This is a genomic window from Arthrobacter rhamnosi (genome assembly GCF_054510975.1).
Map to the genome: position 1 here is coordinate 88,637 of NZ_JBTNDN010000001.1, position 19,397 is coordinate 108,033.

Below are 19,397 nucleotides of genomic sequence, written 5' to 3' on the forward strand. Positions count from 1 at the left end.
CGGACAAACGAAGGACACGCAACGGGTGTCGCGCGCTACAGTCCGGCGCGGCGGAGGGACGCGCCGAGGTCGGCGATCCGTCCCTGGTCCCCGGGCGCGGGCCACCACCGGGCGCTGGACAGGTCGACCCGGTAATCCTCCGGGTCCGCCGGGCCCGACGGGAGGGACAACGGGGTCCCCTCCTCGTCATAGCGGTGCCGGGCGGGCAGTGCCAGCCCCCGGGGAGGATGACCGCCGGCCCGCAGGATGCGCCACCAGGGGACGTCCCGCGTGCTCCGGGACAGGGCCCGTCCCACCTGGCGCGGTCCGCCGCATTCGAGGAGTTCCGCCACGTCACCGTAGGTCAGGACCCTGCCGCCGGGAACCAGCTCCGCGACGGCCAGGACGGCCTCGGCATAGGCCTCGGAATCGATACGGGCGGCACGCACGGGGCGCAGGGCGTAGCCGGGGTGCGGATCGAGAGGAGCGGCGCCCGCAGGGCCGGCGTCGACAGCGCCCCTGAGGAACCCCTGACCGCCGGCTCGTGGATGCATGGGCCAACCCTAGCCCGCCGGCACGGGCCGGGGGGCAGCATCAATTGGTCGGACCCTGCCGATACCGTGATGCCATGACGAGCTGGCACGAGGGTCCACACGCCGCCTTCGACCTGGAGACGACCGGACGGGAGCCGCTGACCGCGCGCATCGTCACCGCGACCATCATCCTCGTCGACGGCGACGGCGGGGTACTGGAACACCACGAATGGCTGGCCGATCCGGGTATCGACATCCCGGACGGTGCCGCCGCCATCCACGGCGTCACGACGGAGCATGCGCGATCCCACGGGCTGCCCGCCGTCGACGTGGTCCGCGGCATCTCGGCGGTCCTCGCGAGGCTCTTCACGGCCGGCGTACCCGTGCTCGCCTACAACGCGCGGTACGACTTCACGGTGCTCGCGCAGGAGGGCCGCCGTCACGGCGTGGAGACGCCCCGGCCGTCGCCCGTCGTCGACCCGTTCATCATGGACAAGCAGGCGGACCGCTACCGGCGCGGCAAGCGGACGCTGACCGCGCTCTGTGAGCACTACGGCATCCGCTTCGAGCATGCACACACCTCCGCCGCCGACGCGCTCGCGACGCTTCAGGTGGGGCGGGTCCTCGCGGAGCAGTACGCGTTCCTGCGGCGGCCCGCCGCGGACCTGCACGCGTCGCTGGTCGTCTGGGCGGACCGTCAGGCGGCGAGCTTCGAGGAGTACCTCCGGAGGACGGAACCCGACGCCGTGATCGAGCGTGCCTGGCCTGTCATCGAACCCGCCCACGCGTCCGGCTGCGAGCCGGTCACCGGACCCTCCGGCGTGCCGCAGGGCGAATCGGCCCCGACCGCCGCGACGGCCGCCGGGCCCGCTGCCCGACCTGCCTAGTCGACCGGTACCGCTGCCGCTGCCGCCCGGGCCGCTGCAGGAAGCGCCGCGTGGACGCGCTCCATCGCGGCGTCGTCGTGCGCTGCCGAGAGGAACCACGCCTCGTACACCGACGGCGGCAGGTAGACGCCGGAGTCGAGCATGGAGTGGAAGAAGGGCCCGTAGCGGAAGGCCTCCTGGCCCTGCGCGTCGGCGTAGTTCCGGACACCGTGCTCCGCGGTGCCGAACGCGACGCTGAAGAGGTTCCCGGCCCGCTGGATGGAGTGATCGACGCCGGCCCTGGAAAGCTCCGCGGACAACGCCTCGCTGACCTCCAGCGAGCGTGCATCGACGTGGCGGTAGACGTCCTCCGTGGCTGCGGTGAGGGTGGCGACGCCTGCGGCCATGGCGAGCGGGTTCCCCGACAGGGTGCCCGCCTGGTACACGGGTCCGATCGGTGCGAGGTAGTTCATGACGTCGGCGCGGCCACCGAGCGCGGCCGCCGGGATGCCGCCGCCGATGACCTTGCCGAAGGTCAGCAGGTCCGGCGTCCAGGGGTACTCCGCGTCGTCGGCGCCGCCGGTGAGCTTCCAGTACCCGCCCGCGTGCGTCCGGAAGCCGGTCATGACCTCGTCCACGATGAACAGTGCGCCGTGCTCGGAGGTGATGCGGCTCAGGAAGGCGTTGAACCCGGGCGCCGGCGTCACCACGCCCATGTTCGCGGGGGCGGCCTCCGTGATGACGGCGGCGATGTGCTCGCCGTGCGTACGGAAGGCCTCCTCGACGGCCTCGACGTCGTTGTACGGCAGCACGAGCGTCTCCGCCGTCGTGGCCTCCGTGACCCCTGCGGATCCGGGCAGGGCAAGGGTCGCGACGCCCGACCCGGCCGACGCCAGGAGGCTGTCCACGTGCCCGTGGTAGCACCCGGCGAACTTCACGATGAGGTTGCGCGACGTGAAGCCGCGGGCCAGGCGCACCGCGGTCATGGTGGCCTCGGTGCCGGTGGAGACCATGCGGAGGAGTTCGACGGCGGGCACACGCTCCTTCACGAGCTGGGCCAGGTCCGCCTCGGCGGGGGTCGAGGCACCGAAGGTGAGCCCGTGGTCGACGGCGCGGTGGACCGCGGCGATCACGTCGGGATGGGAGTGGCCGAGCAGGGCGGGCCCCCACGAGCAGACGAGGTCGACGTACTCCTGGCCGTCGGCGTCGGTGACGTACGCTCCGTGCGCGTCGACGAGGAAGCGGGGGGTCCCGCCGACCGAGCCGAAGGCACGCACCGGCGAGTTGACGCCGCCGGGCATGAGGGCGCGGGCGCGTTCGTACAGGTTCTCAGAGGTGGTCATGGTGGGTCCCTTGGCTGCGGTTCTGGTTCTAGTGGTTGGTCTCGCCGAGCCAGAGCGCAAGCTCCGAGGCCCAGTAGGTGAGGATCATCTGTGCGCCGGCGCGCTTGATGCCGAGGACCGACTCCTCGATGGCACGCCGCCGGTCGATCCACCCGTTCGCGGCAGCGGCCTCGATCATCGCGTACTCCCCCGAGATCTGGTACGCCGCGACGGGAACGGGCGACATGGCGGCGACGTCGGCCAGGATGTCGAGGTAGCTCATCGCGGGCTTGACCATCACCATGTCGGCGCCCTCCTCGATGTCCAGCTCCACCTCGAGGATCGCTTCCCGGCGGTTCGCCGCGTCCATCTGGTAGGTCCGGCGGTCGCCGGTGAGCTGGGAGTCCACGGCCTCCCGGAACGGCCCGTAGAAGGCCGAGGCGTACTTCGCGGCGTAGGCCAGCACCACGGTGTCCTGGTGTCCGGCTCCGTCCAGCGCCTGCCGGATGACGGCGACCTGGCCGTCCATCATGCCGGACGGTCCCAGGACGTGGGCGCCGGCCCTCGCCTGCTCGACGGCCATCTGCGCGTAGAGCGCCAGCGTCGCGTCGTTGTCCACGGAACCGTCGTCGGCCAGCACCCCGCAGTGGCCGTGGTCGGTGAACTCGTCGAGGCAGACGTCGCTCATCACGACGAGGTCGTTCCCCACCTCGGCACGGACGTCGGCGATGGCCCTGTTGAGGACGCCGTCGGGGTCGATGCCGGCGCTGCCGGTCGCGTCCCGGTGTTCCGGGATGCCGAAGAGCATGATGCCGCCTACCCCGCGCTCCACCGCCTCCGCCGCCGCCCGCTTGAGCGAGTCCGTCGTGTGCTGCACGACGCCCGGCATGGACAGGATGGGTGAGGGCTCGCTGAGGCCCTCCCGGATGAACGCCGGCAGGATGAGCTCGGACGGGTGGACCCGGTACTCGGCCACCATGCGCCGCAGGGCAGGTGTCGAACGCAGCCTCCGTGGCCGGTGCTGGGGAAAACTCATGGCTGATCTCCGTTCAGTGGTGCGGGTGCGGGCCCGGGTCGGTGCCGCGAGAAGGCTTCGCGGACGGCCAGGGCGATTCCCTGCGGTGTCGGGTCCGCTGCCGTCGCTTCCGGCTCCCAGCCCTGCGTCCGCAGGGCAGCGGCCGTCGTGCGCCCTATGGCGACCGGAAGGAAGGCCAGCGGCCCGGCGTCCAGCCTTTCATGAAACTGCCGGACGGCGCTCGGTGCGGTGAACACGACGGCGGGCTGGACACCGGCCGCCGCGAGCGCCGCGAGCTCCGCCCAGGTCATCAGCGGTGGCCTCGCGCCGGGCTCCTCGACGCCGGGGACACGTCGTCCGGGATGCGCGGGGTAGGGCACGGTGCGATACGCCTCGACTCTGCGGACGGACCACCCGCGGTCGGCGAGGCCTGCGCGAAGGTCGTCGGGAGCGAGATCGGCCTGCGGGACGAGCACGGCGCCGTCCCCGTGCGGGAATCCGCGCAGGAGACCGGCTGCCGAGGCGTCCTGGGGCACCAGCTGCACCGGGATGCCGGCGTCCGCGAGCAGGTGCGCGGTGGTGGAGCCGACGGCGGCGACGCGCACCCCCCCGGAGCGGACCAGGTCGGCGAGCACCGTGCCGCGGGAAGCGGCGACCATGCCGAGTGCCTGGACGGCGTTGCCGCTGGTCACCACGAGCCACCGGTACCTGCCCCTGCCGAGGGCCTCCAGTTCGGTGGTCACGGCGTCCACGTCGGCGGGCAGCTCGGTGTCCGTCAGGGGCAGTGCGTAGGTCGCCATCCCTGCGGCGGAGAGTGCGGCGGCGATGCGGACGGCCCGCGCGGGATGCCGGAGGACGATCACCGTGTCCCGATCCTTCGCCACGCGCTCCCTAGCTGTTCAGCGGTGCTATGGCGGCAGCACCTGCGGCGAGCAGGTCCTCGGCGAGGTAGAGCCCCAGCTGCGCGGCGGCGACGGCATCGGTGGCGGGCGCGGAGCGGGTCCTCCGGAGGATCGAGCGGCCGTCCGGGCTGCAGACCACGGCCTCGAGTGCGAGTTCGTTCCCCCGCAGGTGCGCGAGGGCTCCGATCGGCGCCGCACATCCGGCCTCGAGCTGCAGCAGGACCGCGCGTTCCGCGGTCACCGCCAGCCGCGTCGGCAGGTGGTCGTAGGCGGCGAGGGCTTCGCGTACCCGCGGCGTCGCCTCGGTCTCGCGGCATTCGACGGCGAGGGCGCCCTGCCCGGCCGCGGGCAGCATGACGTCGGTATCGATCAGTTCGGTGATGACGTCGAGGCGTCCCAGCCGCCGCAGTCCCGCTGCGGCGAGGACGACGGCGTCGAGGTCGCCCGGCGCCCCGGGGACGAGTCCGGCGACGCGCCCCAGGCGCGTGTCCACGTTCCCGCGGATGTCGACGACGTCGAGCCCCGGCCTTGCGGCACGGAGCTGCGCGGCGCGGCGCGGTGACCCGGTGCCCACGCGGGCACCGTCGGGGAGAGTGGCCAGCGTGAGCCCGTCGCGTGCGCACAGGGCGTCACGGACGTCCTCACGCTCGGGCACCGCTGCCACGGTGAGCCCGGGTGCCGGAAGGGTGGGGAGGTCCTTGAGCGAGTGCACGGCGACGTCGCACCGCTCCTCGAGCAGTGCATCGCGGAGGGCTGCGACGAAGACGCCGGTGCCCCCGATCTGCGAGAGCGATCCCTTCGAGACGTCTCCCTCGGTCCGGACCCGCACGAGTTCGTAGGGAAGGCCGGCGAGGCCGGAGACCTTCTCCGCCACCGTCGTCGTCTGCGTCATCGCGAGGGCACTGCCCCGCGTTCCGACCCGGATACCTGCAGCCATCACATCTCCGGGTTGGGACGCGGCGTCCCCACGGTCGAATCGACGGCCGCGATCGTCGGCTTCTCACCGCGCCGGTTGGCGCAGCAGTTCGGCCGGCAGACGTCGTACCAGGGGCCGAGGGCCGTGGCGGCCGGGCGGTCGGCGATGTGATGGTCGATGGTGCGCTCGAGGATGAGGTCGATCAGGCCCTCGACGAACTTCCGGTGGGTTCCGGGGGTGGGGACGCGGTCGGCGACGATACCGAGTTCGCCGCAGGTCTCCAGCGCCTCCGTGTCGAGGTCCCAGGCCACCTCCATGTGGTCGGAGACGAAACCGAGCGGGACGATGACGACGCCGCGCGTGCCGTCCTCGTAGCGGTCGCGGAGTGCGTCGCTGATGTCCGGCTCGAGCCACGGGATGTGCGGCGCGCCGGACCGGGACTGGTACACGAGGGACCACTCGACGCCTGCGGCCTCCGGGATCCGGTCGAGCACGGCCTGCGCCGTCGCGAGGTGCTGCGCCACGTAGGCCCCCTCCTCGTGGACGGGGCCGCCCTCGCCGTTCCGCGGTCCCGCGGCCTCGGCGTCGCCCATCGGGATCGAGTGGGTGGAGAACATGATGTGGACGGGGGCGTCCGGCGTGCCCTGCCCGGCGAGGCCGGCGCGGACCTTGGCGAGGCCCTCGGTCACGCCTTCGACGAAGGGCTCGACGAAGCCCGGGTGGTCGAAGTACTGGCGGACCTTGTCCACCTCGAGCCGGCCCTCGAGGCCGGTCTTCACGAGCGCCATGCCGAGGTCCTCACGGTACTGGCGGCAGCTCGAATAGCAGGAGTAGGCACTCGTAGTGACGGCCAGCACCCGGCGGTGGCCGGCGTCGTACGCCTCCTGCAGGGTGTCGGCGATGAAGGGCTCCCAGTTGCGGTTGCCCCAGTAGACCGGCAGGTCGATGCCGCGGCGGCGCAGTTCGGCCTCCATGGCCGCGCGGAGCGCCCGGTTCTGCCCGTTGATGGGGCTCACGCCGCCGAAGGCACGGTAGTGGTGCGAGACGGCCTCGAGCCGCTCGTCGGGGATGCCGCGCCCGCGCGTCACGTTGCGCAGGAAGGGGATGACGTCGTCCTGCCCCTCGGGTCCGCCGAAGGAGGCGAGCACGATGGCGTCGTAGGCCTTCGGCGCCATCCTGCCGGACTCGTCCACGCCCTCGAGGGGGTCGAATGCCTGTGCGGTCATCGGAGCACCTCGGCGATCTCGCTGGGCTCGATCCGACGACCGGTGTAGAAGGGGACTTCCTCACGGACGTGGCGGCGCGCCTCGGTCTCCCGGAGGTAGCGCATGAGGTCCACGAGGTCCACGAGCTCGGGAGCCTCGAGTGCGAGGATCCACTCGTAGTCGTTGAGTGCGAAGGACGAGACCGTGTTCGAGATGACCTGGGGGTACTTGCGGCCCTTCAGTCCGTGGTCCGTGAGCATCTGGCGGCGCTCGTCGGTGGGCAGGATGTACCAGTCGTAGGACCGGACGAACGGGTACACGCAGACCCATTCGGCGGGGGCCACACCCCGGGAGAACGCCGGGCTGTGGGACTTCGAGAACTCGGCGTCGCGGTGGACGCCCATCGCCGACCACACCATGGTGGTGCCGGCGAACATCCCGGTGCGGCGCAGTGCGCGGACCGCGGACTGGAGGTCCTCGGGGCGGGGACCGTGCAGCCAGACCAGGACGTCGGCGTCGGCACGCATCGCCGAGACGTCGTAGAAGCCGCGGAGCACGACGCCGTCCTCGGCGAAGGAGGCGACGACGTCGTCGAGCGCGGTGCCGGAGTCCGTCGGTGCGGTTCCCCGCTGGAAGACGGTCCAGAGTGTGTAGAACAGCTCACCGGGGGCTTCGGCGCCCTCTCCGGTCTGCTGTGGAGCGTGGGCGGGGTTGATACCGGTGAGCTCAGTCATGGCACTAGTTTGCCCCCTGCCCGGAGGCGAACCGAAATCCTCCAGTTCTACAAAGCGTAGAAGAGAGGAACGTCACACCTGACCGGGGGATCCTTCGTCGGTGGGGGTCCCGATGGGGGCGTCGGCGAGGGCATGGGCGAGGGCATCGGCGAGGGCCTCTGCCCTTGCACGGGCATCGTCGATGACGGACACCAGGCCGGTGCCGGCGAGCCATCCGCCGGTCACGGCGAGGGAGGCCGACCGGCCGGCGACGAGCGCCCGGATCCGGCCGACCCGCTCCCGGTGGCCGACGGAGGCGTGGGGCAGGGCCCCGGCCCAGCGCACGACGTCCCAGTCGAGTACGTCCGCGTCCCGGATGGCGACGCCGAGGAGGGTCGAGGCGTCGGCGAGCGCGTGCCGGTAGAGGACGTCGTCGGGCGTGGCCAGTCCGACGTCGGCGGGCGTGTCCCCCACCCGGCCGAACGACAAGCGCAGGACGTGCGAGCCGGGGCCGGCCTCGTCGCGCAGCCACGCCCACTTGGCGGTGGCGTGGGTCAGGGCCTTGGCGGCGACACCCTGGACGCCGCGGGCCACGAGGACGCCGGTGCCGCGGGGGCGGGCGTCGAGTTCCGGGACGTCGACGATCAGGGTGACGAGCGCGACGCCGGGTACCGGGTCGGGCCGCTCGGTGGCCATGGCGGGGATGACCGGGGCGAGGAGGTCGACGGCGGCCCGGCCCTCCGTGGCGACGAGGACGCCGTCCGCCCGGATGTGCCGCGTCAGCGTCGAGTGCTCCGTCGTCACGGTCCAGCCCGCGCCGGAGGAGGATATCGCCCTGACCTGCTCGCCGATGCGCAGGTCGGCGCCGCTCGCGCGGAGCTCCTGCACGAGGGCGTCCCGGAGCTGGGCCATGCCTCCGACGAGGCCGCCGACCGCGGCACCGGCAGGAGCCGCCGTCCGGAGCGCCCCGGCTGCCGCCCCCAGCGACCCGAGGCGTGCCATGGTGGCACGCAGGCCGGGCGCCACGGAATCGACGTCGAGGTCGTCGGGGTCGGCGGAGAAGACGCCGCCCGCGACGGGCGCCACGAGCCGGTGGAGGACCTCGTCCCCCATGCGGGTCCGCACGAGTTCACCGAGGCTGACCCTGCTGCGGGTCGCGAGAGGCCCCACCGGCAGGACCCGGTCGAGGGATGCCCGCAGGGCTCCGGCGCGGCCGATCACGGCGATGATCGCGGGATCGGAGGGGTCCGCGGGGATGCCGAGCACGCCCGACGTGGGCAGGGGCTGCGCGGATGCCCCGAGGTCCTTGCCGGGGAGCTGCACCCAGGCACCGCCGGCGTCGGGAGACACGATGCGGCCGCCCAGCCCCAGTTCGTCCGCGAGCGCCGGGACGGTGGCGGACCGCGTCGAGAAGGACTCGGCGCCGCTGTCGAGCTGCAGGCCCCCGAGCACGCGTCCGTCCACCGTGCCGCCGAACCGGCCGGACCGCTCGAGCAGGGTGACGGAGACTCCCCGCTGCAGGAGCGTGCGCGCGGCGACCAGGCCCGAGATACCTCCGCCGACCACCACCGCGGTGCGGCGCCCCGCCCGCTCCAAAGCCGCGGCGTCCCCGTGCGGCTCCGCCTGCGGGCCCTCGCTCCCGGTGCCGCGGGCCACGCCTACGGCTCCACCGAGTGGATGAGCTCGACGACGCGCGTGAGAACCGCCGGATCCGTGTCCGGCGGTACGCCGTGGCCCAGGTTCACCACATGTCCCGGAGCCGATGCGCCGGCGGCGAGGACGTCCCGGACGTGCTGTTCCAGGACGGGCCAGGGAGCGGTCAGCAGCGCCGGGTCGATGTTGCCCTGGAGCGGCACGCCGCCCCCGAGGCGACGGCTGGCCTCGTCGAGGGGCAGGCGGTAGTCGACGCCGATCACGTCCACCCCCACCTCGTGCATGGCCACGAGCAGTTCGGAGGTGCCCGTGCCGAAGTGGATCAGGGGTGCGCCGAACCCTCGTACGTGGTCCAGTGCGCGGCGCGACGCCGGCGCCACGTGGCGGCGGTAGTCGGCCAGTCCCAGCGAGCCGGCCCAGGAGTCGAACAGCTGTGCCGCACTGGCCCCGGCCTCCAGCTGCGCGCGGAGGAACATGCCGGAGGCGTCCGCCGCCCAGTCGGTGAGGGCACGCCAGGTCCCGGGGTCGGCATGCATCATGGTGCGGGGGCCGAGGTGGTCGCGGGACGGCCTGCCCTCGACCATGTAGGCGGCCAGGGTGAACGGCGCCCCCGCGAACCCGATCAGCGGCGTGGAGCCGAGCTGGGCGACGGTGAGCGCGACGGCCTGGCGGATGGGTTCGAGCGCCTCGTCCGTCAGCGTTGGAAGGGCGGCGACGTCGGCCGCGGAACGGATGGGCGCGCCGAGGACGGGGCCCACGCCCGGGACGATGTCCACATCGACCCCGGCGAGCTTGAGCGGGATCACGATGTCGGAGAAGAAGATGCCCGCGTCGACGTCGTGCCGGCGCACGGGCTGGAGGGTGATCTCGGACGCCAGCTCCGGATCCAGGCACGACTCGAGCATGTTGGTGCCCTCGCGGAGCGCGCGGTACTCGGGGAGGGACCGGCCCGCCTGCCGCATGAACCACACAGGGCGGCGGTGCGGTGTCCGTCCCCGGTAGGCCGAGATGAGTGCCGAGTCGGACGTGCGTCCGTCGACCAGCGGGTGCGATGCTCCAAGGTCCATACCGCCGATTGTGCCGAAGATCGCCGCGGATGGTTAACCGGCGGTCGGTGCGCGACGGCGGGCGTGGCTAACATCACTCCTTCCGGGGAGGGGCAGAATCCCGCAGGAATCCGCGGATTGCAAGCCCGGGTAAGGATTGCCTGTCCGGTGCGGAGGCCCTGTTCTCGGTATGATTGCAGGGTTGTGGTACTTCTTTCACTTGTAGCGACACACTCGAACGTGGACCTGGAAACGGTCGCCCGGCTCAGCGTCGGGGCACCCCAGGTCCCTTCCGCCGTGCTCGCCGACGACAGGGCCGTCTCCGGCGCCGTCGTCCTGGCGACGTGCAACCGCTTCGAGATCTACGCCGAGGCCCCCTCCGACGACGACGTGGAGGCCGCCCGGTCCGCGATCGTCTCGACCATCAGCGAGTACTCCGGCATCCCCGAGCAGTCCGTGTCCTCATCCTTCGAGACCCACACCGGCCAGGACGTCGCCGAGCACCTGTTCGCCGTCGGCGCCGGACTCGACTCGGCCGTCATCGGCGAACGCGAGATCGCCGGCCAGGTCCGCCGCGCACTCATCGACGCCCAGGGCTCCGGTGCTGCCAGCGGCGGCCTCGTACGACTCTTCCAGGCCGCATCGAAGACCGCCAAGGACGTCGGAGCCCAGACGGCGCTCGGCAGCCGGGGCCGCTCGATCGTCTCCGTGGCCCTGGAACTGGCCGGGGACATCTCCGAGGACGCCGACTGGTCCTCCAAGACCGTCGTCGTGTTCGGTACCGGTGCCTACGCGGGTGCCACGATGGCCGCCCTCAGGGAGAGGGGCTGCACGGACATCTCCGTCTTCTCCTCCTCCGGACGCGCCGAGGCCTTCGTCGCGACCCGCGGCGGGACAGCGGTGGCCGCCGCGGACCTGCCCGGCGCCATGGCGCGCGCCGACGTGGTCATCGGCTGCAGCGGCAGTGACGCACGCATCGACGCCGCGGACATCGAACGCATCCGCGCCGGCAGCAACCGCCCGCTCGTCATCATCGACCTCGCCCTCAGCCACGACTTCGACCCCGCCGTCGGCACCCTCGAGGGCGTGGAGCTCATCACCCTCGAATCCGTCCGGGCCGCCGCCCCCGAGGAACAGGCCGACGCGCTCACCCAGGCCAGCGATCTGGTGCGGGAGGCCGCGCGTTCCTTCCAGGAGCAGCAGAACACCCGCGCCATGAACGCGGCGATCGTCGCGCTGCGCCGGCACACCCAGGCCGTCCTCGACTCCGAGATGGAACGCGTCCGGGCCCAGCACGGATGCACCGCCGCTGCCGAGGAAGTGGAGTTCGCCCTGCGGCGCATGGTCCGCCAGCTCCTGCACGTGCCGACCGTCCGCGCACGCGAGCTCGCGGCCGAGGGGCGCCAGGACGACTACACAGCAGCCCTCGAGGCCCTCTACGGGATCGACGTCGCACCCGCCGGGAAGGCACCCGCCGAGCAGCCTCCGGCAGCAACCGGTTCACCAGCAACCGGCTCGGGGCCGGCCTCCCGGTCCGACGCCGTCGTCCTGGCTGCGCCCCACGCCCAGCACGTCCACGCGCACGGCTCGCACGCCGACGGCGCCGCCTGTCCCGTGGACCACGAACGGCCCGTCGAGAGCGCCTAGCGCCCGCCCCGCACTCCCCCGCAGTTCCCTGCACGACGGGACCGGGACGGGACTAGTAGGTCAGTTTCTCCGGTTCGATCCTGCGGACCCACTCGAGGATCCCGCCGTCCACGGACCGCACGTCCGGGTGGCCCTGCGCGCGGAGGAACCGGACGACGTCGGCGGAGCGGATACCCGACTTGCAGTGGACGAGGACCGTCCGGCTGCTGTCGACCGCCGCGTCACCGTCGAGGATGGAGTTCTTCGGGACCAGCACCGCGCCGTCGATGCTCACGATCGCGTACTCCTCGGGATTGCGGACATCCAGCAGGTCGAAGTCGGCGTCCCCTGCCGCCCGTGCTGCGAGGAGTTCGGCGAGCTCGTCCACCGACACGGTCGGGACCGGCTCGTCGGCCGGAACCGCGTCCGCAGCGCCGGCGGCGGGCATGCCGCAGAACTGCTCGTAGTCGATGAGCTCCGTGATCCGGGTGGCCGTCGGATCAGGCCGCACCCGCAGCTCCCGCCAGCTCATGTCCAGGGCGTTGAACACCAGCACCCTGCCGAGCAGCGTGGTCCCCACTCCGGTGATCAGCTTGATCGCCTCGTTGACCATGACGGACCCGATCTGAGCGCACAGGACGCCGAGCACCCCGCCCTCCGCACAGGACGGCACGGACCCGGGCGGCGGCGCTTCCGGGTAGAGGTCGCGGTAGGTGGGGCCGTGGTCCTGCCAGAAGACGCTCACCTGCCCGTCGAAGCGGAGGATGGAACCCCACACGTAGGGCTTGCCGAGGATCGATGCGGCGTCGTTCACGAGGTAGCGCGTGGCGAAATTGTCCGTGCCGTCCACGATCAGGTCGTACCCGCCGAACAGCGCCAGCGCGTTCGACCGGTCGAGCCGTTCCCGGTGCAGGATTACCTCGACCAGCGGATTGAGATCCCGGATGCTGTCCCGCGCGGACTCCGCCTTCGACCGACCGAGGTCCGGCATGCCGTGGATCACCTGGCGCTGCAGGTTCGAGAGCTCGACGACGTCGTCGTCCACGATGCCGAGCGTGCCCACTCCCGCAGCAGCGAGGTAGAGCAGCGCCGGCGAACCGAGCCCGCCCGCGCCGATCACGAGCACGCGTGCATTCCGGAGGCGCAGCTGCGCGTCGACGCCGAAGCCGGGGATGATGAGGTGCCGCGAGTAGCGCAGCGTCTCGTCCTGGGTCAGGGTCCCGCTCGCGTCCACGAGCGGCGGCAATCCGCCCGGTCCGGACAGCGACGGCGGGACCTCGGGGCTCTCCGTGGCGGAGGCGCCGGCATTCGCGAGGGCCGGAGAGGACGGGAAAGCGGTCATGCCCAAGGGTATTCCGCAGGACGGCGGGCGGGCCAGCGCAGGCCCATCCACGAGGCCGCCCGGCGTCGGCGGTGGCCGCCCACAGTGGTCGCCGCAGTCGCCGCAGCCGCCGTCCGACGGCTGTGTCCGGCACGCGGAGGGCCGATGCCGTCCAGGGGTCGGTGGGTAAACTGGGCGGACGTCCCTGACCTTTGAACCGAGGATTTCCCCACGTGAGTGATGAACCGACCGCCGCAGGCAAAGCCCCCCGGCTGCCGCGAGACGAACGCCGGCGCCAGCTCCTGGCGGCTGCGCAGGAGGTCTTCGTGGGCAACGGGTACCACGGTGCGGCCATGGACGACATCGCCGTGGCGGCCAGGGTCAGCAAGCCCGTGCTCTACCAGCACTTCCCCGGCAAGCGCGACCTCTACCTCGCGCTGCTCGACAGTCATCTCGCGGAGCTCACGCAGCTGCTCGTCGACGCGATCCGCTCGACGGACGACAACAAGCTGCGCGTGCACGCGACCATGCGGGCCTACTTCCAGTTCATCGCGCAGGACAGCAAGGCACACCGGCTCGTCTTCGAATCGGACATCAGCAACGAACCCGACGTCAGCCGCCGGCTCGAGGAGTTCAATGCGCACTTCGCCAACGCGATCGCCGGGGTGATCGCCGGTGACACCCAGCTGTCCATGGTGGAGGCGACGCTGCTGGGACGCGGCCTCGCGGGCATGGCACAGATCAGTGCGCGCTACTGGCTGGAGACCGACGGCAGCCTCGACATCGATGCCGCGGCGGAGCTGATCTACCGTTTAGCTTGGCGCGGAATCAGCCGCTTCCCCAAGGAGATCTAGGGTAGGTTTCGGTACGAATCACAGGTTCACTACACAGGAGGCATGCGCCGTGGAAGTCAAGATCGGTATCCAGAACGTCAACCGGGAGATCATCCTCGAGTCCTCCGAGAGCGCGGATGCGATTGCCGAGCTGGTGTCCCAGGCGATGAGCAGCGGTTCCGAGCTGCGCCTCCAGGACGCCAAGGGCCGCCAGGTCATCGTCCCGACGTCCGTCCTCGGCTACGTCGAGATCGGTGCGGAGGAGACCCGACGCGTCGGCTTCGGCGCGCTCTAGTCCCGAGGAGACCCGCGGTGGACGGCGTATGCCGCCGCCGCGGGTTTTTTTCTTGCCTGCCCTACACCTGCCTGCCCTGCACCTGCCCGCTCTAAGCGGTGAGCCCCAGTGCGCTCATGCGGCGGGAGTGGTTGCGGGTCAGCTGCGAGAAGAGGGCCGTCGTGTGCTGCGTGGTGTGCGCCTCGTCCTCGAACAGCAGGCCTGCGAGGTACTCGCGCTCGATGCCCACCCGTTGCGCCTGCGTGAGCGCCTCGCCCACGAGCCTGCGCCCCCAGAGCGCCAGCCGCGAGGCCAGCCGCGGGTCCTCGGAGAGGGCTTCCTTCAGGCGCCGCTGCAGGTGCGCGGCACCCTCACCCGAACTGATCGTACTGATGAGCTCGCGGGTGCGCGGGTCCAGGCTGTCAGCCAGGGCCCGGTAGAAATCTCCGGAGAAGGCGTCCAGGACGTAGGCCTTCATGAGCGACTCGTACCAGTCTCCCGGGCGGGTGCGCTCATGGAAGGCGTCGAGGGACGCCTGGAACGGCCCCATGGCATCCTCCACCGCGACGCCGAGCTGCGCGAGGAAGCGGCCCACCAGTTCGAAGTGCTCGAATTCCTGCACCGCGAGGCGCGCGAGGTTGGCCCGGTCCGCGAGGCTGGGTGAGAACCGCGCATCCGACGAGAGCCGCTCGAAGCCCGACAGTTCGCCGTAGGCGATGACGCCGAGCAGATCGGCGACGAAACGCGCGTAGCGGGGGTCGGCGAGGGGGTCCCCGGCAACCCCGGCAGGAGCAGATCCGCCGGCAGCCGAGTCAGCCGCGGCCGACTCGGCAGCAGGAGCAGGTTCAGCAGGAGCAGGCCCAGCAGCACCCGGTGCGGCAGCATCCGGCTCGGCGCCCGTCGGCGCAGGCGCTCCCGGCGAGCCGAAGGACGCGGTGCGGTACGGCTCGGTGGCGGAGAGGGCCGTGCTGTCGGAGGAGCCGTTGTTCATTCTGCAAGAGTACGCAATCGAAGGCCCGGGGCAACCTGCAGCACGGCGTCCGGGTCTGTTGCGGGACGCCGTCCGCGGTCTATGCTCGCGGTCCGGGCGGCGGGGGTTCCGCGCTCGGATCGCAGATCGGATCGCAGGTCGGATCGCAGGTCGGATCGCAGTTCCGGCCGCAGCAGGAAGGCAGCACCCATGGACTTCTCCGCCGTCCTCGAACTCTCCGGCCGCACGGCCACCGGTCTCGAAGTGCCGGAGGACGTCCTGGCCGCGCTCGGCGGAGGTCGTCGCCCTGCCGTGCGGATCACCGTCGGCAGCTATACGTACCGCACCACGATCGGGTCCGTGAACGGGCGGCCGATGATCCCGGTCAGCGCGGAGCACCGCGAGGCCGCCGGGATCGAGGCCGGGCAGACGGTGGTGGTGCGCCTCGAACCCGACACCGAGGAGCGCACCGTGGACGTGCCCGAGGACCTCGCCGTCGCCCTGTCCGGTGATCCGGCGCTGGCGGGTGCGTTCGACGCGCTGTCCGTCAGCCGCAAGAAGGCTCTCGTGCTGCCCATCCTGCAGGCGAAGGGCGCGGACACCCGGCAGCGGCGGGTCGTGAAGGCCGTCGAGTCCCTCCGCACATCCGCCCCCTGACCGCACGTCCGGGCTCCCGCGCGGCGGAGCGTGCCCGACGTCCGGGACGTGCATTACCGTAGGCCTGTGCCAGCACAGCATATGGACCTTCGGGACCGCGAGTCCCACCAGCGCCTCGCCGAGTCGCTCCGGGCCCTGCGCGAGGAACTCGACATCCGCGAGGGCTTCCCGGAGGCCGTCCTGCAGGAGGCTGCGGACGCAGTGGCGGCCCATCAGCTCCCGTCCGCCGACCTGCGGGACGTCCCGTTCCTCACGATCGACCCGCCGGGCTCCACGGACCTGGACCAGGCCGTGCACCTCGCGCGCGGCAGTACGGCCGGCAGTGCGTCCGGCGGAGGGGGCGATACGGGCTACGAGGTCTGGTACGCCATCGCCGATGTCCCGCTGTTCGTCCGCCCGGGCGGTGCCATCGACGGCGAGGCCCGGCTCCGGGGGCAGACCATGTACGCGCCGGACGGCCGCATCTCGCTCCACCCCGAGGTCATCTCCGAGGACGCCGCGAGCCTGCTTCCCGGCCGGGACCGCCCCGCCTTCGTGTGGCATTTCCACCTGGACGCCGACGCCGTCGTCCGGTCCGCCTCCGTGCGCCGGGCCGTGGTGCGCAGCCGGCGCCAGCTCACCTATGCGGAGGTCCAGGCGGACATCGATGCCGGTACCGCCGACGAGCAGCTCACCCTCCTCCGCGAGATCGGGATCCGGCGCCTTCAGCAGGAACTCGACCGGGGCGGAGCGAGCCTCAACCTGCCGCGCCAGGAGATCACGCACGACGGCGAGACCTACGGCATCCTCACCGAGCCTGCCCTGCCGTGCGAGGACTGGAACGCGCAGATCTCGCTGATGACGGGGATGGCCGCGGCTCGCATGATGATCGACGGCGGCATCGGCATCCTGCGCACCATGCCCGAGCCCGACGAGGGGGCGCTCGGCAAGTTCCGCCGCCAGTCCGAAGCGCTCGAGCACCCATGGCCGGCGGACATGCCCTACGGCGCCTTCCTGCGGACGCTCGACGTCGCCGACCCGCGACAGCTCGCCCTGATGCACGCCGCGGCCTCGCTCTTCCGGGGTGCCGGCTACACCGCGTTCGACGGCGAGGTGCCGGACGCCGTCGTGCAGTCGGCCATCGCCGCGCCCTACGCGCACGCCACCGCTCCCCTCCGCCGCCTCGTGGACCGCTTCGTGCTCGTCACCTGCGCGTCGCTGTGCGCCGGCGAGGAGGTGCCCGGCTGGGTCCGGGCCGCCCTTCCGGACCTCAACGCGCTGATGGCGTCCTCCAACCAGATCGCATCCCGGCTGGACTCCGGGGCCATGGATGCGGTGCAGGCCGCGCTGCTGAGCAACCGGATCGGCGAGGCGTTCTCGGCCGTCGTCCTGCAGGGGTCGCCGCCCGCGGTCGAGGACGCGCCCGGCAAGCAGGCGCCGCGCCTGTCCGGGACGGTGCAGGTCACCAAACCGCCGCTCGAGGCGAAGTGCTACGGCGAGCTCGTTGCGGGTGAGCGCGTCACGGTGGTGCTGCTGGAGGCCGACATCGTGCGCCGGCGCCTCCGCTTCGAGGTCAAACCGACGGACGCGCCCCACGGGGGCCTGGAATGACGCGGGAGACGGGCGGGCAGGGTAGTCTTTAATGCGTAGTAATGGATGCCCGGTCGTTATCGTCGATAACCCGCAGTACCTACTCGATCCCGAGTCTTCCCGCAGGCGCAGGTCTCCCTCCGCAGCCCGCACGCAGTTGCAAGCCCGCGATCGGCTTCCACTGGACGCCCTGCGCCCGCCGATACGCTCCGCACGGGATGCACCCCATCCCGGCGTCGAGCCTCAGCGGCCGCAGAGCCTGAATGAACGGTAGAACGTGCACAATTCGAACACAGACATCACGGCGGACACGCACCACCTCGTCGCCGACAACTCCTCCGACGCCATCGACGTCGAGGAGACCCTGGTCACCACCGAGGAGCCGCACGCGGCCGTCGCCGAGACCTTCGCGGACTTCAATGTCCGCCCGGACATCGTCGAGTCCCTCGCGGACGCCGGCATCACCCACCCCTTCCCCATCCAGGCGATGACCCTGTCGATCGCCCTCGGCGGCCACGACATCATCGGCCAGGCGAAGACGGGAACGGGCAAGACCCTCGGCTTCGGTATCCCCGCCATCCAGCGTGTCGTCGGCCCCGACGACGAAGGCTACGATCGGCTCCCGGTTCCCGGCGCGCCGCAGGCCCTCGTCGTCGTCCCGACGCGCGAGCTCGCCGTCCAGGTCGCCAGCGACCTCACGACGGCAGCCAGGAAGCGCAACGCGCGCATCGTCACCATCTACGGCGGCCGCGCCTACGAGCCGCAGATCGAGGCCATCAAGAAGGGCGTCGAGATCGTGGTGGGCACGCCCGGCCGCCTGATCGACCTGTACCGGCAGAAGCTGCTGGTCCTCAAGAACGTGAAGATCGTCGTGCTGGACGAGGCCGACGAGATGCTGGACCTCGGCTTCCTGCCCGACGTCGAGACCCTGATCGCCGCGACACCGCCGGTACGCCAGACCCTCCTGTTCTCCGCGACCATGCCCGGCCCCGTCATCGCCATGGCGCGCCGCTACATGACGCAGCCCACCCACATCCGCGCCGCGGACCCCGAGGACGAGGGCATCACCAAGAAGGACATCCGCCAGGTCATCTACCGGGCCCACAACCTGGACAAGGCCGAGGTCGTGGCCCGCATCCTGCAGTCCCGGAACCGCGGACGCGCCATCATCTTCTGCAAGACGAAGCGCACCGCCGCGAAGCTCTCCGAGGAACTCATCGACCGCGGCTTCGCGGCCGGGGCCATCCATGGAGATCTCGGACAGGGCGCGCGCGAGCAGGCACTGCGTGCCTTCCGCGGTGACAAGATCGACGTGCTCGTGGCGACGGAGGTCGCGGCCCGCGGCATCGACGTCGAGGACATCACGCACGTCATCAACTACCAGTGCCCCGAGGACGAGAAGGCCTACCTGCACCGCGTGGGCCGCACGGGACGCGCCGGCAAGAAGGGTACCGCGGTCACGTTCGTCGACTGGGACGACGTCCCCCGCTGGGGCCTGATCAACAAGGCGCTCGGGCTCGACACCCCGGAGCCCGTGGAGACCTACTCCTCGTCGCCCCACCTGTACACGGACCTGGACATCCCCGAGGGCACCAAGGGACGCCTCCCCCGGAAGGACCGCAAGCTCGCCGGCATCGACGCGGAGGTCCTCGAGGACCTCGGCGAGACCGGCAAGCGCGGCGGCGGGCACTCCGACGGAACCAGGAGCGACGCCGGCAGGAACGACGGCGGCCGCGGGCGTTCCGGTGACCGCGGACCGCGACGCGACGGTGCCGCCGGCGAGGGCTCACGCGGCTCGCGGGGCCGTGGACGCAGCGACAGCCGCACCAGCGAGGCCCCTGCAGCGCCTGCGGCCGATGGCGTCGAGGGTGGCCGGGGTCGCCGCTCCGCCGGCGACGGCGAGGCCCCGGCGGGCGACCGCCAGCGCCGCAGCCGCACCCGCCGACGCAACGGCGAGGTCGTCGCGAAGCCTGCCGGCGGCGCAGAGGACTAGCCCT

At 71.8% G+C, this 19,397-nt stretch carries 18 protein-coding genes; 7 read left to right on the top strand and 11 right to left on the bottom strand.

What is annotated here, in order from left to right; genetic code table 11:
- Nucleotides 1-35: 35 nt before the first annotated feature.
- Nucleotides 36-533: an MGMT family protein gene (locus tag ACX80J_RS00330; RefSeq protein WP_459346437.1), complete on the bottom strand. Its 498-nt coding sequence runs from the start codon at nucleotides 531-533 to the stop codon at nucleotides 36-38.
- A gap of 74 nt (nucleotides 534-607) precedes the next feature.
- Here ACX80J_RS00330 and ACX80J_RS00335 point away from each other — a divergent pair, with 74 nt between their 5' ends.
- Nucleotides 608-1,399 (top strand): exonuclease domain-containing protein, encoded by a 792-nt coding sequence (locus ACX80J_RS00335; RefSeq protein ID WP_459346438.1) that lies wholly within the window; start codon nucleotides 608-610, stop codon nucleotides 1,397-1,399.
- On the opposite strand, the gene hemL is transcribed toward ACX80J_RS00335, so the two are convergent.
- From hemL to hemE, 8 genes are all read right to left on the bottom strand, one after another.
- A complete protein-coding gene (gene hemL, locus ACX80J_RS00340; RefSeq protein WP_459346439.1) occupies nucleotides 1,396-2,721 on the bottom strand; it encodes a glutamate-1-semialdehyde 2,1-aminomutase in 1,326 nt (441 codons plus the stop codon). The genes ACX80J_RS00335 and hemL overlap by 4 nt on opposite strands.
- Nucleotides 2,722-2,749: 28 nt before the next feature.
- Nucleotides 2,750-3,736, bottom strand: coding sequence for a porphobilinogen synthase (gene hemB / locus ACX80J_RS00345; RefSeq protein WP_459343645.1), 987 nt, complete (start codon nucleotides 3,734-3,736; stop codon nucleotides 2,750-2,752).
- Nucleotides 3,733-4,599: a uroporphyrinogen-III synthase gene (locus ACX80J_RS00350; RefSeq protein ID WP_459346440.1), complete on the bottom strand. Its 867-nt coding sequence runs from the start codon at nucleotides 4,597-4,599 to the stop codon at nucleotides 3,733-3,735. Before ACX80J_RS00350 ends, hemB begins: the two co-directional genes overlap by 4 nt.
- A 7-nt stretch (nucleotides 4,600-4,606) precedes the next feature.
- The gene (hemC, locus tag ACX80J_RS00355; protein WP_459346441.1) at nucleotides 4,607-5,554 is read right to left on the bottom strand and encodes a hydroxymethylbilane synthase; all 948 of its coding nucleotides are present in this window, start codon (nucleotides 5,552-5,554) and stop codon (nucleotides 4,607-4,609) included.
- On the bottom strand, nucleotides 5,554-6,759 hold the full coding sequence (locus tag ACX80J_RS00360) for a ferrochelatase (protein ID WP_459343648.1): 1,206 nt from the start codon (nucleotides 6,757-6,759) through the stop codon (nucleotides 5,554-5,556). The genes hemC and ACX80J_RS00360 overlap by 1 nt, the downstream gene beginning before the upstream one ends.
- Nucleotides 6,756-7,472, bottom strand: coding sequence for a hydrogen peroxide-dependent heme synthase (hemQ, locus tag ACX80J_RS00365; protein ID WP_459343649.1), 717 nt, complete (start codon nucleotides 7,470-7,472; stop codon nucleotides 6,756-6,758). Before hemQ ends, ACX80J_RS00360 begins: the two co-directional genes overlap by 4 nt.
- A 72-nt stretch (nucleotides 7,473-7,544) precedes the next feature.
- Entirely contained in the window at nucleotides 7,545-9,107 is a 1,563-nt protein-coding gene (gene hemG / locus ACX80J_RS00370) for a protoporphyrinogen oxidase (RefSeq protein WP_459346442.1), read from the bottom strand.
- 2 nt (nucleotides 9,108-9,109) lie between these two features.
- A complete protein-coding gene (gene hemE, locus ACX80J_RS00375) occupies nucleotides 9,110-10,171 on the bottom strand; it encodes a uroporphyrinogen decarboxylase (protein WP_459343651.1) in 1,062 nt (353 codons plus the stop codon).
- A gap of 183 nt (nucleotides 10,172-10,354) precedes the next feature.
- On the opposite strand from hemE, the gene ACX80J_RS00380 reads away from it, so the two are divergent.
- Entirely contained in the window at nucleotides 10,355-11,797 is a 1,443-nt protein-coding gene (locus tag ACX80J_RS00380; RefSeq protein ID WP_459346443.1) for a glutamyl-tRNA reductase, read from the top strand.
- A gap of 52 nt (nucleotides 11,798-11,849) precedes the next feature.
- On the opposite strand, the gene moeB is transcribed toward ACX80J_RS00380, so the two are convergent.
- Nucleotides 11,850-13,118: a molybdopterin-synthase adenylyltransferase MoeB gene (gene moeB, locus ACX80J_RS00385; protein ID WP_459346444.1), complete on the bottom strand. Its 1,269-nt coding sequence runs from the start codon at nucleotides 13,116-13,118 to the stop codon at nucleotides 11,850-11,852.
- Nucleotides 13,119-13,330: 212 nt separating this feature from the next.
- Between moeB and ACX80J_RS00390 the strand changes: the two genes are divergently transcribed.
- Nucleotides 13,331-13,951: a TetR/AcrR family transcriptional regulator gene (locus ACX80J_RS00390; protein WP_459343654.1), complete on the top strand. Its 621-nt coding sequence runs from the start codon at nucleotides 13,331-13,333 to the stop codon at nucleotides 13,949-13,951.
- Between the two features lie 49 nt (nucleotides 13,952-14,000).
- A complete protein-coding gene (locus ACX80J_RS00395) occupies nucleotides 14,001-14,225 on the top strand; it encodes a DUF3107 domain-containing protein (protein WP_459346445.1) in 225 nt (74 codons plus the stop codon).
- A 91-nt stretch (nucleotides 14,226-14,316) separates the two neighbouring features.
- On the opposite strand, the gene ACX80J_RS00400 is transcribed toward ACX80J_RS00395, so the two are convergent.
- Nucleotides 14,317-15,195 carry a ferritin-like fold-containing protein gene (locus tag ACX80J_RS00400; protein WP_459346446.1) on the bottom strand — a complete coding sequence of 293 codons (879 nt, stop codon included), beginning with the start codon at nucleotides 15,193-15,195 and terminating at the stop codon, nucleotides 14,317-14,319.
- Nucleotides 15,196-15,384: 189 nt separating this feature from the next.
- On the opposite strand from ACX80J_RS00400, the gene ACX80J_RS00405 reads away from it, so the two are divergent.
- The 3 genes from ACX80J_RS00405 (at nucleotide 15,385) to ACX80J_RS00415 (ending at nucleotide 19,393) form a co-directional block, all read left to right on the top strand.
- Nucleotides 15,385-15,831, top strand: coding sequence for a YdeI/OmpD-associated family protein (locus tag ACX80J_RS00405; protein ID WP_459343657.1), 447 nt, complete (start codon nucleotides 15,385-15,387; stop codon nucleotides 15,829-15,831).
- Between the two features lie 66 nt (nucleotides 15,832-15,897).
- Nucleotides 15,898-17,421 (top strand): RNB domain-containing ribonuclease, encoded by a 1,524-nt coding sequence (locus ACX80J_RS00410; RefSeq protein ID WP_459346447.1) that lies wholly within the window; start codon nucleotides 15,898-15,900, stop codon nucleotides 17,419-17,421.
- Between the two features lie 277 nt (nucleotides 17,422-17,698).
- Nucleotides 17,699-19,393, top strand: a complete 1,695-nt coding sequence (locus ACX80J_RS00415) for a DEAD/DEAH box helicase (RefSeq protein WP_459346930.1) — start codon at nucleotides 17,699-17,701, stop codon at nucleotides 19,391-19,393.
- Nucleotides 19,394-19,397 lie beyond the last annotated feature (4 nt).